General features: G+C 44.2%; 8 protein-coding genes. 3 read left to right on the top strand and 5 right to left on the bottom strand.

Translation table 11 applies throughout. The features are described 5' to 3' along the window. Positions 1-410 precede the first annotated feature (410 nt). Complete coding sequence (gene pssA / locus ACXAH6_RS19960; RefSeq protein ID WP_474879714.1) at positions 411-1,244, bottom strand: CDP-diacylglycerol--serine O-phosphatidyltransferase; 834 nt, start codon at positions 1,242-1,244, stop codon at positions 411-413. 340 nt (positions 1,245-1,584) lie between these two features. Between pssA and xdp1 the strand changes: the two genes are divergently transcribed. Beyond that, positions 1,585-2,445: an exosortase-dependent surface protein XDP1 gene (gene xdp1, locus ACXAH6_RS19955; protein ID WP_474879712.1), complete on the top strand. Its 861-nt coding sequence runs from the start codon at positions 1,585-1,587 to the stop codon at positions 2,443-2,445. A gap of 83 nt (positions 2,446-2,528) precedes the next feature. After that, positions 2,529-5,324, top strand: coding sequence for an XrtA/PEP-CTERM system TPR-repeat protein PrsT (prsT, locus tag ACXAH6_RS19950; protein ID WP_474879710.1), 2,796 nt, complete (start codon positions 2,529-2,531; stop codon positions 5,322-5,324). Between the two features lie 64 nt (positions 5,325-5,388). On the opposite strand, the gene clpB is transcribed toward prsT, so the two are convergent. The 3 genes from clpB to rluD form a co-directional block, all read right to left on the bottom strand. After that, positions 5,389-7,959, bottom strand: coding sequence for an ATP-dependent chaperone ClpB (clpB, locus tag ACXAH6_RS19945; RefSeq protein WP_474879709.1), 2,571 nt, complete (start codon positions 7,957-7,959; stop codon positions 5,389-5,391). 134 nt (positions 7,960-8,093) lie between these two features. Next, entirely contained in the window at positions 8,094-8,810 is a 717-nt protein-coding gene (gene pgeF / locus ACXAH6_RS19940) for a peptidoglycan editing factor PgeF (protein ID WP_474879707.1), read from the bottom strand. A 5-nt stretch (positions 8,811-8,815) separates the two neighbouring features. Next, complete coding sequence (gene rluD / locus ACXAH6_RS19935; RefSeq protein WP_474879706.1) at positions 8,816-9,796, bottom strand: 23S rRNA pseudouridine(1911/1915/1917) synthase RluD; 981 nt, start codon at positions 9,794-9,796, stop codon at positions 8,816-8,818. A 178-nt stretch (positions 9,797-9,974) separates the two neighbouring features. Between rluD and ACXAH6_RS19930 the strand changes: the two genes are divergently transcribed. Then, positions 9,975-10,739, top strand: coding sequence for an outer membrane protein assembly factor BamD (locus tag ACXAH6_RS19930; protein ID WP_474879705.1), 765 nt, complete (start codon positions 9,975-9,977; stop codon positions 10,737-10,739). Here the strand turns inward: ACXAH6_RS19930 and ACXAH6_RS19925 are convergent. Continuing rightward, positions 10,732-13,197, bottom strand: coding sequence for a putative bifunctional diguanylate cyclase/phosphodiesterase (locus ACXAH6_RS19925; protein WP_474879703.1), 2,466 nt, complete (start codon positions 13,195-13,197; stop codon positions 10,732-10,734). The two genes, ACXAH6_RS19930 and ACXAH6_RS19925, sit on opposite strands and share 8 nt — an antisense overlap. Positions 13,198-13,412: the final 215 nt, after the last annotated feature.

Raw genomic sequence — 13,412 nt, 5'->3', positions numbered from 1 at the left:
AATATATCGAAATATGAATTGTCGTTGTGACACTCTTTAACGAGTGCCCACACAGATTGTCTTGTTATCAATTTTTAAAGAACAGTGCGAAAATCTCATTTCGCTGCTTCGCGAACTCTTTTTTAAGTTAGCCCCGAAGCGGGATGCGCATTCTACGCTCCTGGCTCTCAGTGTCAACACTTTTTTTGAAAATTAATTTTCGAAGCGTTTCGCTGAAACCCGCTTCAGACAAGGCCTGAAACCCTTCGTCGTTTCGGGCTGCTTGGCCTTCCCCGTCGAAGTGGAGGCGTATTATAGGGAAGTCTTTCTGATGGTCAATAGCTTTTTTGAAGAAAAAACAAAAAACGCGACCAAGTGGTCGCGTTTTAAACAAGATGAATAATATTTCGTCAAATTATGAAATATCTTCCCTATTCTGACTTCGTTTTATCGCTTTCTTCGCTCTCACTAGACTTAGATTTAGCGTCAGCATCACACTCTTGCTTAGATAAAAAGTCTGCGTCTTCTTCGTGATCACCAACAACGTCGTGTAATGTCACTTTATCAACTGTTCTGAATGTATTGATCGGCCCTGCCATCGCATAAAGAGCAAATACGAGGAAAAGTACTAACGCTGGCTCGGTCGCAACCACAACAAAAATGGCCATTACGATTAACAGTGCAACAAACGGCACCTTACCGCCCCAGTTAACTTCTTTAAACGAGTTATATTTAAAGTTACTCACCATCAGTAACCCTGAAAGGCCAGTAACCAGAGCCACAATAAACCCATAGTCATTACCGTTAGCGTTGTAATCAACACCAACCCAAACCATTCCGCTAACCACTGCCGCAGCAGCCGGGCTTGCCAAGCCTTGAAAGAAGCGCTTGTCAGCAATTCCCACTTGGGTATTAAATCGAGCTAATCGCAATGCCGCCCCAGCTACATAAATAAACGCAGCTAACCAGCCTAACTTACCCATTTCACTCAAGCCCCAGTTATATGCAACCAGCGCCGGCGCCACACCAAATGAAACCATGTCAGCCATAGAGTCATATTCTGCGCCAAAATCACTTTGAGTATTTGTCATGCGTGCCACTCGTCCATCGAGCCCGTCGAAAATCATGGCAACAAAGATAGCAACTGCCGCTGCTTCAAAATGACCATTCATTGACGAAACTACTGCAAAAAAGCCAGAGAAAAGCCCAGCAGTAGTCAGCAAGTTGGGTAATAAATAAATACCCTTTCTTTTTTGTTCTGACATTAGGTCGTCGATTCCTTATCGGTTACGATAATTAATATAGTGCCCGTTTATTATTTCATATTATCTACAGGCTACACCAGAAGCTCACCTTAAAAATTACGAAACACAACACGATAACTAGTTATATAAACACATACCTTTAGGTGTGATAATATAGGATATATTAACGCGTGTAAGCACTTTGATAACAACAAAAACAAACGTCAGCTTTCTTTACATTTTGATGAAATCTAAATTACTTCAAATTGTAAGTCACTGCACAGCAAAGTGTTTTAAGAGTTGGCACGCATAGTGCTTAACACCATGTTGAATTAGTAGTAGTTGTTGAAGGACTGTATAAATGAAAGTTAACGTAGGTATGTTGGCGCTCATTAGCTTTATTGCTATAAGTGCGCTCAATAGTGCTCACGCGACGAGTTACAGCCATAAGTGTGGTAGCGGTGGTTCAAATTATGACACCGAGACCTGCGATACGTTTAGTGCTGAGTACACATACGATCTATCAGAAGACGGTGTGGACTACGGCTTCGGTGATGCAAATAGCTTTGTGAATATCGATGGCATCACTGTTCAAATTACTACCTGGTCGGATACAGGAGATAACGATACGCTTGAAATGCAGGGCGCGCTATCTCAATACGGTGATGGTTACGGTTTATCGAACAATCACAGTTACGATAATCACGCTATTGATAACTACCTAGCATGTAGCAGATACAACTGTACAGAAGATTACGATTACGTGTTGTTGTCGTTTTCAGAAGCAGTGTCTTTAACCGGTGCTACATTTAGTTGGTTAGGCGATGAAAACGACACCCAAGTGTCTGTAGTCGGTATTACTGATTTTAATAATATCCCATCTACACTCACGTGGGCTTCAGTGTCTTCAATGGTAGATGACAGCTATAAAGGTTCATTCGACGTAGAAGAGTGTGATGATGTGTATACCTCCACGTTCACTGACTTGTCAGAGCCTGCGCAATACTGGTTAGTTGGCGCTTATAATACAGTATTTGGCGAAGTTGCTGGTGCGTCTAAATACAATGACGCATTCAAGATTGCGACAATTGGTTTTGATTCTGTCGACGGAACCACTCCACCGGCAAGTGGAGACAATCCAACGCCTGTTAACGAACCTGGTTCATTAGCCATTTTATTGGTAGGAAGTTTGGTCGCTTTACGTAGAAAGAAACAAGATTAAATTCTATAGTAAACCTGTTAATATGAAAAAGGTGGCTTATGCCACCTTTTTTACATAATGGACTTTTGTTTTCAGGTAGTAAAATGGTGAAACTCCGACAGTTAATTTTTAGTGGATTCATTTCGGTGAGTTTACTGTCTACGCCCTCTTATGCTGATTCCAGTGAAGATTTTGAGCGAGCGCTCCAAGCCTATAATGAAAAGAACTACAACGAGTCTTTCATTCACCTTAAAAATAGCCTGAAGCAAGACCCAGACAACTTGGCATCAAAGATATTAATGGGGAAGCTGCTCCTCATTAACGGGTACTTGATTGCTGCAGAGCTAGAATTTCTAGAAGCCCTTGATCAAGGTGCCGATATAGAATTAATTGCAGAGCCATTGGGGAATACTTGGCTATTTCTCAATAAATACCACGACATTATTGAGTTTGACGAAAGTGAGCGGTTATCTGGCGATTCAAAAATAAAATGGCTACAAATTAGAGCCAGTGCCTGTGTTAGATCGAATGACTATCAATGCGCAAAGCAAGCCTACCAAGATTCGTTAAAAATAAATCCTAATCACGTTCGCTCTATTGATGGTTTAACCTCTATCGCTTTATTCGAAAACAAACGCGATGAGGCAGCCAACTATATTAAGCAATCTGAGAGCATTAACCCCAACAACCCGTTAATGCTTAGGCAAAAGGGGCAACTTGCCCGTGTAAATGGTGAAATAGAACGTGCAGAGCAATTCTATAACCAATCAATTACACTAAACCCATCGGACCCTCAAACATTACGCCGCCTATTAGATCTGTATGTAGAAACCAATGATTTCGAGAAGGCTCAATCTCTTATTGATAAGATTATTGAGCAAACACCCAATGACCCGCTGGTCATTCTTCTCAACAACTGGCTAGACAGTCGCAATTATCAAAGCCGTATCGACAATGAACAGCTTAATAAACTCGATGAGATTATTTCAGCGATCACGCCAGAAGATATAGCTGCGCAACCTGTCTTACAATACATCAAAGGCTTGTCTGAATTCTTCAAGGGTAACATGGAACAGGCCACATTGTCTCTTGCGCAATATGTGGCTAAGCGCCCGAATGATATGCAAGCCGTGATGTTATTGGCACGTGCGTATATGAGCAGCCAAAAAGCCAAACAAGCTTTGGCTTTGTTAGAAGACCATCAAGAGCAGTTACTTGAGAATATCAACTCTGCCCTTATGCTAGGCGAGTTATTTCTCAAAGACGGAAAGACATTTAAGGCAGAATCGCTCGCATTTCGCTTAAACCGCCTCTATCCCAACAATAGCCGATTGAGTCTATTTAATGTCAAACTCTTGTCCGCCCGAGGAAAGTTAGAAGAAGCCAATCAGATACTCGATGCCAGTTACGATGCAAACCAAATGGTTCCAGAGTTTTTATTAACTTACACCTTGGTCAAGCTCAACGCACAGCAATTCAGTACCGCATTAGACAGCGCGACCAAGTTATTAGCGCTGTATCCAGAAGAGCCTGAGTTTATTAATTTAAAGGCAGGTATCTTGATAAAAATGCGGCGTTATGACGAAGCACGAGAGGCGGTAGACGCTGCGTTAGCAATTAACCCCGACTTGTTCGCAGCCAAATTCAATCTGGCAATGATTGAAACGCGCACAGGAAACTACACCCGTTCAAACAATATACTCAACCGGTTGTTGGAGATAGCCGACAAGCATCAAGACTCAATGCTACTGAAAGCAGACAACTTGACCGCTCTCGGTGAAGATGAAGAAGCACTCGACATCTACAACACCATTCTCACGCTAGATCCACAGAACCAACGAGCTCGCCAACGTATGTTGCAGCGGGCACTAGCTAATAACGATTTGGAAACAGCCATATACCACCTTAATCGTTTGCTAAGAGATGACTTCGACAACCCTAACTATTTAATGACCAAAGTCGACATTTATATTACTCAAGGGAAACTGTCGGAAGCCCAAGAGGTTGTTGATATTATTCAACACGTGGTAGCAGAATCTCCGGTTGGTTTATTGCGCTTGAGTCAAATAGAAGCCCGATTGAATAAACCCAATGCTGCGCTTGCTACGTTAGATAAAGCACTGGCGCTAGCACCTAACAACGTACAATTAAAGCTTGAAAAGGCCAAGATGCTGCTCGAAAACGACCAGCCAGTTCCGGCCAAAACCCTATTAAATTCCATTGCTGAAGGGCAAGAACAAAATGCAAACTACTGGTTTGTTAGAGGGTTACTGGCTGATGCAGAAGGTCAATTCGACCAAGCCGTTGCTCACTTTGATCAATCGGTTGCATTAGATAACCGCTTTAATCGAGCACTGATTTTGTTACAAGACCATGCGATTAACGGCTACGGAGAAGCTACATTTGAAAGTAGAGCGTTGAGCATCATTGAAAAGAACGAGTCGCCACTCACGGCAAAACGCTTGTTAGCGCTGTTCTATTATGTGAAGCAAGATAACCAAAAAGCCCGCGCACTCTATGATGAGTTACTCCTCGACCCGACAGTACAAGACAAAGCCGAGATATACGAAAAACTCGCCCTTTTGTACATGGAGGTAGATTTAGATAAAAGTCTGGCGTACGTACAAGAAGCTTTCAAACTAGCGGGCAATAGCACGTCGGTACTGGATACCTACGGCTGGGTTTTAACCGAAAAAGGCGATTATCAAGCAGGCTTGGCTATGTTGCGACGCGCTAATGCCACTGACGCTGACAATCCTACCGTGCTTTATCATATAGGCTACACATTGGTGAAGTTGGATCGCAAGGATGAAGCCAAGAAAACCCTCACTACCGCAGTAAATATGCAACGACCTTTTTACTATCGAGAAAAAGCTCGCGCATTGCTTGAAACCTTATAATCATCTATATAAAAAAGCCCGCTTTACATTAGTTTTTAACGTAAAGCGGGCTTGGTATTTTGCTTTATTGAATAATTAGCAGATCATTCTCTACATCAACTCGTATCGTCGCTTCAGGCATAAGTTCTCCAGATAAAAGCTTATGCGCTAATGGGTTTTCGATTTGTGTTTGTATCGCGCGTTTCAGTGGTCTCGCACCAAACACAGGGTCGAACCCAGCATCGGCCAGTTTATCCATGGCCAAGCCTGACAATTCCAATTTATATCCCTTATCCGCTAATCGCTGACGCAAAGACAGTAATTGAATTTTAGCAATCGACTTGATCTGCTCTCTTCCCAATGGATGGAACACCACAATATCGTCGACGCGGTTAATGAACTCAGGACGGAAATGCTGGCCTACCACCGACATCACCATCGACTTCATTTCGTCGTACTGATTTTCCTGATGCTTATCTTGGATGATATCTGAGCCCAGATTTGACGTCATGATCACCACGGTATTTTTAAAATCTACCGTGCGCCCCTGTCCATCGGTAAGTCGCCCATCATCTAATACCTGTAATAGAATATTAAATACGTCAGGGTGTGCCTTTTCAACTTCATCAAGCAAGATCACCGAATAAGGTTTTCTACGCACCGCCTCTGTTAAATAACCGCCTTCCTCATAACCAACATAACCGGGAGGTGCACCTACGAGTCGAGCAACCGAGTGTTTTTCCATAAACTCAGACATATCAATGCGCACCATGGCATCTTCGGTGTCGAACATAAAGCCAGCCAAAGACTTACAAAGCTCGGTCTTCCCTACCCCAGTTGGCCCTAAGAACAGGAATGAGCCAATTGGGCGATTAGGATCAGCTAATCCTGCACGAGATCGACGAATAGCATTAGATACAGCCGTAACTGCTTCTTGTTGACCAACAACGCGCTTGTGTAACACCTCTTCCATACGCAGGAGTTTTTCTCGCTCACCTTCGAGCATCTTCGCTACTGGAATACCTGTCCAACGCGAGAGCACATCGGCAATTTCGTTATCCGTTACCTTGTTTTTCAACAACTGGGTTTCACAGGTTTCGTTTTCTGCCGCCTTTTCTAATCGAAGCTCCAACTCTGGAATTCGACCATATTGCAACTCCGACATGCGATTTAAATCAGACGCTCGACGGGCGATCTCTAAGTCCAACTTTGCCTGCTCCAACTCAGACTTTATAGACTGGGTGCCTTGCATGGCTTCTTTTTCTTCAAGCCAAATGGCTTCTAAATCAGAGAACTTGTTTTCCGCTTGCTCTCGCTCTAGCTCAATCATCTCTAAACGCTTATGACTGGCATCATCCGTCTCTTTTGCAAGCGCTTGTTCTTCTAATTTAAGCTGAATAATACGGCGCTCTAAGCGATCCATATCTTCTGGCTTAGAATCAATCTGCAAACGGATACTTGAAGCCGCTTCGTCAATCAAATCGATGGCTTTATCTGGTAACTGACGATCACTGATATATCGATGCGACAAGGTCGCTGCAGCAACAATCGCTGGGTCAGTAATATCCACCGAGTGATGAAGCTCATACCGCTCTTTCAACCCACGTAAAATAGCGATGGTATCTTCGACACTTGGCTCATCGACCAAGACCTTTTGAAAACGACGCTCAAGTGCGGCATCTTTCTCGATATATTGGCGATATTCATCCAGTGTGGTTGCCCCCACACAATGTAGCTCACCGCGAGCCAATGCAGGTTTAAGCATATTGCCCGCATCCATAGCTCCGTCGCCTTTACCCGCGCCCACCATAGTGTGCAACTCATCAATAAAGAGAATGACGCGGCCTTCTTCTTTGGCCAATTCATTTAAAACGGCTTTTAAGCGTTCTTCAAACTCACCGCGGTATTTCGCACCGGCAACCAGTGCGCCCATGTCTAATGACAACACGCGTTTATTTTTCAAACCTTCAGGCACTTCACCATTGATGATACGCTGGGCCAAGCCTTCAACGATGGCCGTCTTACCCACACCAGGCTCACCAATTAATACTGGGTTGTTTTTGGTCCGGCGTTGGAGCACTTGTACCGTGCGGCGAATTTCGTCATCACGACCAATTACTGGGTCTAATTTTCCCTGCTCTGCTCGCTCGGTTAAATCAGTAGTAAATTTTTCCAACGCTTGACGCACATCTTCAGCATTGGGGTCGGTCACTTTCTGACCGCCACGCATGGTGTCAATTGCTTGCTCAATTTTGTCGCTAGTGACATTCAAACTCTTGAGAATCTCACCCAGCTTTCCTTTGTCCTGCAACGCAGCGAGAACAAAGATTTCAGACGTGATGTAGTCGTCTTTACGCTGCTGGGCAATTTTGTCGCACAGGTTTAAAAGTACAACCGTGTCTTTACCTAACTGAACATCGCCACCAATGCCTGAGAGGCGAGGCAACTTGTCTACGGCCTCTGCAAGTGCTGAACGCAGTCCGTTCACATTAATGCCTGCTTGGTCAAAAACAGGGCGAACAGATCCCCCTTGCTGATTGAGCAAAGCCGTCATTAAATGAACCGGTTCTATATATTGGTGATCGCGCCCCAATGCCAAAGACTGTGCATCAGAGATTGCGATCTGGAACTTGCTGGTAAATCTATCTAATCGCATGACTACCCTCGTTAGCTGCAATAATCTATCTATTGGCTAATTTATGGGTACGGATTTTATTTGATTCAAGTTGTTGAAAGAAAATACAAGGAGATTTTTGATCTATATCAGCAGATTTATCTCGCTGCTACGCGCTATTTAATTCCGATAACCGAAACCATTCTGCCCGTAGGTACAGCGCCCTGGTGTTGAGCCCGTCGATGAGAAAAGTACTTATCCGCTTTTTGATACGTACATTCGCGACCTCCAAAAACATGGGGTACCCCCAATGCTTGCAGCTGTTTCTTAGCAATAGCTGGAAGGTCAACAAGATACTTATTCGGCGACGAAGCGGGAACAATGCAAGATTCAAATGAAGCCAACTGGCTTGCTACGTCATCGCCTACTTCATAAGCCTGTTGTGAAATACAAGGGCCTATCCACGCTAAAGTTTCGTTAACGTCACTCGCTAAACGAGCAAGAGTATTAGCAATAACGCCTTTCACAAGCCCTTGCCATCCAGCGTGAATCGCGGCCACTTCAGTGCCCGCTTTATTGGTTAACAATACAGGCACACAATCTGCCGTCATCACGGCACAAAAATGCTGGCTTGAACGGCTAATAGCCGCATCTGCCGACACAGCTTGAGATTGAGGCAACTCAACACACAAATCACTGTGTATTTGATTCAACCAAGTAATGCGTTCTGAAAAAGGTAACGCAGCCCGATTAGCTTCGACATCAGTAGGATTATCGTCAACGTGCAATCCCACGTTAAAGCTGTCGTAGCGCCCATGACTTTGGCCTCCATCACGCGTTGTTTGGAAAGCAACAATGTTACTGGGAGCAGGCCAATCGGGTGTGTACCACATACTACTTAATAATCATCTTCAAACTGTTTAGAGTCTTCTTTGATAACACTGAGCAAATCCACCATATCTTGAGGCAGTGGTGCTTTCCATGTCATCCACTCTTCTGTGGTTGGATGAAATAAAGACAACTGAGCTGCGTGCAAAGCCTGACGTTTAAAGCCACGTAATGCATCAACACATTCGGGGGAAGCCCCTTTGTGAAGCTTGGCACGGCCACCGTAATTTTGGTCGCCCACCAGCGGGTGTTTGATGTAAGACATATGCACACGAATTTGGTGTGTTCTTCCTGTTTCTAGTTTTAATCGTACATGAGTATGGGCTCTAAACTTTTCGATAACACGATAGTGGGTTACCGCAGGTTTACCAAACTCTCGTACCGCCATGTGAGTACGCTTAGTAGCATGCCGCCCAATAGGCGCATCAACAATACCACCCGCCACCATAGTACCAATACACACTGCTTCATATTCACGGCTCATGGTGCGAGTTTGTAGTTGATCAACAAGATGCGTTTGGGCTGGCAGCGTTTTCGCTACCACCATTAACCCTGTTGTGTCTTTGTCTAGACGATGCACAATACCTGCACGCGGCACGTTATCAATCCCCGGCACATGACTCAACAATGCGTTTAACACCGTACCGTCTTGGTTGCCTGCACCAGGGTGCACAACTAAATCGGCTGGCTTATTAATAACAAGAATATCGTCATCTTCGTAAACAATATCCAATGCAATTTCTTGCGGCTGACTCGTTACTTGCTGTTCTATTTTTGCACTGACAGCCACTTCTTCATCACCCAGCATCTTTTGTCTAGGTATTTGGCACACCTCACCATTTAGCGAAACATTACCTGCTAATATCCATTCTTTTAAACGAGAACGTGAATATTCAGGGAACAAATCAGCTAAAACCTGATCTAACCTCTGACCGAAATGATGAGCTTCAGCAACTGCTGACAAATTAACCTGTGTTTCCAACGTCGACATAACACCCTAGGATGACTACTACAAACCCCTATTATAACAAGCTTTGTTTACTGACTGGGGAATTGTTGTCACTTTTCTATGTGTTTTTACCTTTCGAGTACGTTAGAATGGCTGGATTAACTTAGGCCACGTTGCCAAATAGCTCGCAATTCACTGGATTATCAGGAATTTACATTATATGAAAAGCAATCGTCTGTGGGTGCCAGTAGTGTTTGGCGTCATAGTATCACTTAGCGGATGCAGTTCTTCTGACCCGCAAGAGCAGGTAATCAATGCAAATTTGGGCGCTCAACAACTCTATGAAAAAGCCCAACAAAGCCTCGAAAACGGCAATTTCTCTGCGGCCGCCAGTGCGCTGAGCACGCTTGATTCTCGCTTTCCCTTTGGCCCTTTATCTCATCAGGTGCAATTGGACCTTATTTACGCGTATTACAAGTCGGGTAAACCAGACCAAGCCTTAGCGACAATTGATCGGTTTGTTCGTTTGAACCCTAACCATTCAGATATCGATTACGCTATCTATATGCGTGGTTTGACGAATATGGAATCAGATACCAACTTGTTCCAAGAATTGGTTAACATCGACCGCGCTGACCGAGATCCAGCGAAAACACGTCAAGCGTTCGACGATTTCCGCAATCTTATTGAACAATTCCCAAACAGCAAATACGCGGCAGATGCGCGTAAGCGGATGTTGTTTATTAAAGATCGTTTAGCCCGATATGAAGTTGCAATTGCGCGTTATTATATGCGTCGTGAGGCTTATGTTGCGGCGGCTAATCGTGGGCGTTATATCGTTGAAAACTACCCTGACTCCAACGAGGTACAAACCGCATTGGAAATTATGGTGGAATGTTATAGCCAGTTGAAACTCGATGAGCTAAAAGGCAATGCCATGAAAACGTTGCGCTTAAACTTCCCAGACAGTGAGTTTATTAACTAACTGTCTGGCTGTTAGTATTCGATGTCGACCGTATATATTTGGCTTCAAACTCAGCCTTAGATAACGGTCGACTATATAAATAGCCCTGAAACAAATGACATCCCATTTGTTGTAAACACAGCCTTTGTTCTTGTGTTTCTACACCTTCTGCTACCAATTCGCATCCAAGCTCTTGCCCCATTCGCACAATCGTATTAGTAACGTTGACAGCGGTTTCACTTCCCAGCAAATCTCGTACAAAGCTACGGTCAATCTTGATCACTGAAATAGGCATTTGATGTAAATAAGCCAGTGACGAGTACCCAGTACCAAAATCGTCTAATGCTATATTGATCCCAAGTTCATTAATGGCATTCAATAAAGGGATCACCCGCTGCTCTTGTGTGACCAAGCCAGTCTCGGTAATTTCTATTTCCAAATGTTCAGCGGGGAAACCGGTATAACGCAACACCTGCTCTAGCCAACCCGACAGATCTGAAAAGCGCAGCTGTATTGGTGACACATTAACCGCTATAGACAATGGCTCGCCACGCTCTTTGAGCCACATTACACCGGCTTCACAGCTTTTCCGCAGCATCGTACGCCCAATTTGATCAATTAACCCCGTTTCTTCAGCCAGAGGAATAAACTCATTCGGCGGAATAATTTCGCCATCGGGCTTTATCCATCTCGCCAATACTTCAACACCAACAAGGTGATTATCACTCAAGCGCACTTTTGGCTGAAAATAAGGCTGTATTTCCCCTCGCGCTATGGCCTCGCGAAGCTGAGTTTCTAACATCAACTTACGCTTTCGAGTTTGTGTCATTGAGGCTTGATAAAACTCAATACTGCCCGCACGAATACCTTTCGCCCAGTACAAAGCGGTATCGGCTTGTTGATAGAGGGTTTCTGTGGTTAATGCAAAGTCGGGGAATAAACTGATACCACAACAACAATCAATGTGAACACGATCGCCATTCCCAATTGACATCACTGATGACACCGCTTCTCGCGCTCGACTAGCCAGTTTTTGTAAGAATTCTTGACTGTCACATTTGGGAATAAAAATGGAAAACTCGTCGCCGCCTAAGCGATAAACAGTTCCCAATTGACCAACGACTTCTTGTAATCTCACAGCCACTTTTTGCAACACGAGGTCTCCGACAACATGACCGTAGCTGTCGTTGACATTCTTAAAGCTGTCTAAGTCGATTAACAACAAACCTAACTTATCAGTTTCTGAGGAAAGGCTCATTGCCTCTCGCAGTTGCTGTTGAAGTAAGCGACGATTGGGTAAATGCGTTAACGCGTCGTGATTTGCCTGAAAGCGCAACGCTTCGCGCATTTCAGTGACATCGGAGATGTCTGTTAACGTACAGGTATAATTAATGACCTTACCATGGGTATTCTCTACAGGCACAACAGATAACCAAGCGCTAATTGTTTGACTACCGTGCTTTTGATAAACAATTTCGTCCTGCCATATAGCCCCCGTTTTTACTTGTTGTAATAGTTTTTGTTGAGCGGCTTCATCTAATTGTAATACCTGTGGGAGATATGTCTGCTCAAGTAACGTGTCTCGGGGAATGCCACACAAACGCTCAAAAGCCGGATTGATATTGACAATGAAAAGGTGTGGGTCAGTTACCACAATGCCTTCTTGGGATTGCTGAAATACGGCATCGGCTTGAAGTAACCGCTCTTCCCTGTCTTTCACGGTTTTCACAATATCGTTGCCGGAACTGAGCAGTAATTTCCAATCCAATAAATTGTTGTCGTCGTACATGGCAAGTCGTTCACGACTAAATACCAAAAAGCCAAAGAGCGGTATTCCAAATGAGATGGCTAACACTGCTTTGCCACTAAAGCCGCCGATGATCAGGTGAAACACTTCGGCGCTAAAGCCCATCGCAAATAAAGGGAAAAACACTCCATCAAGCACCAGCATTGCCATAAAACTGAGCGTATAAACAAAGCTGAGGATTAAATGAGATTGGGTGAGTTTGCGCAGAGAGTTGAAGATAACAAATAAAAATAACAGCTCAACGATAATAAGAATGGCACCAAGAATGAGCAGCGGAATAGAGATATCAAATAGTGCACTAGGAATGGCATTGGTATTAATGGTGTCTGGCTGCGCAAGAATGTCGGCGATGAGCATAAACAAAAACACCTTGAACACGCCCACGGTTACCACTAAACGCGCAAGGTTCTGTAAGATGAAGGCGTCGCGCTCAATAAAGGCAAACACAACACAGGTCATCATAAACGCGCCGTACAGTATGCTCCCACCTGAAACCACCACGCCGTCAAACAACTCAAGTGAATAAACGGCCCCAACAAAGCCGCCCATCAACAGTACTAGGCTAATATAAACGTAAAAAGACACGCGACGCGTTTGTGGGTTGTCTTGTATCACTAACACAGCAGGAAACAAGACTAACAATATGACCTGAATTAGATAGTCGGCCAACATCTAACATTCCTTCGAAATCACTCTTTCTCAATATTGTTCTCATATTGAGCCCTGCGTACAATATAACGCCATTGGCGTGAAACGACAAAAAAGATATACCACGCCAATAGATTCCCCCGGGCATGCCCGGGGTTCTATCGGTTACAGCTCCATTCGGAGCTGATCTGAATCCTTCCGACCTTGATGCTCAACGTAGTTCCGTATTGTGTGCTCGT

This window comes from Alteromonas sp. ABE4_545, from assembly GCF_056161325.1.
The sequence above is the reverse complement of the archived record's forward strand: the minus strand, read 5'-3'. Positions and strand labels throughout refer to the sequence as shown.

Coding starts and splice junctions, on each gene's coding strand:
- pssA (WP_474879714.1), bottom strand. CDS start 1,244: ATGTCAGAACAAAAAAGAAAGGGTATTTATTTATTACCCAACTTGCTG.
- xdp1 (WP_474879712.1), top strand. CDS start 1,585: ATGAAAGTTAACGTAGGTATGTTGGCGCTCATTAGCTTTATTGCTATA.
- prsT (WP_474879710.1), top strand. CDS start 2,529: ATGGTGAAACTCCGACAGTTAATTTTTAGTGGATTCATTTCGGTGAGT.
- clpB (WP_474879709.1), bottom strand. CDS start 7,959: ATGCGATTAGATAGATTTACCAGCAAGTTCCAGATCGCAATCTCTGAT.
- pgeF (WP_474879707.1), bottom strand. CDS start 8,810: ATGTGGTACACACCCGATTGGCCTGCTCCCAGTAACATTGTTGCTTTC.
- rluD (WP_474879706.1), bottom strand. CDS start 9,796: ATGTCGACGTTGGAAACACAGGTTAATTTGTCAGCAGTTGCTGAAGCT.
- ACXAH6_RS19930 (WP_474879705.1), top strand. CDS start 9,975: ATGAAAAGCAATCGTCTGTGGGTGCCAGTAGTGTTTGGCGTCATAGTA.
- ACXAH6_RS19925 (WP_474879703.1), bottom strand. CDS start 13,197: ATGTTGGCCGACTATCTAATTCAGGTCATATTGTTAGTCTTGTTTCCT.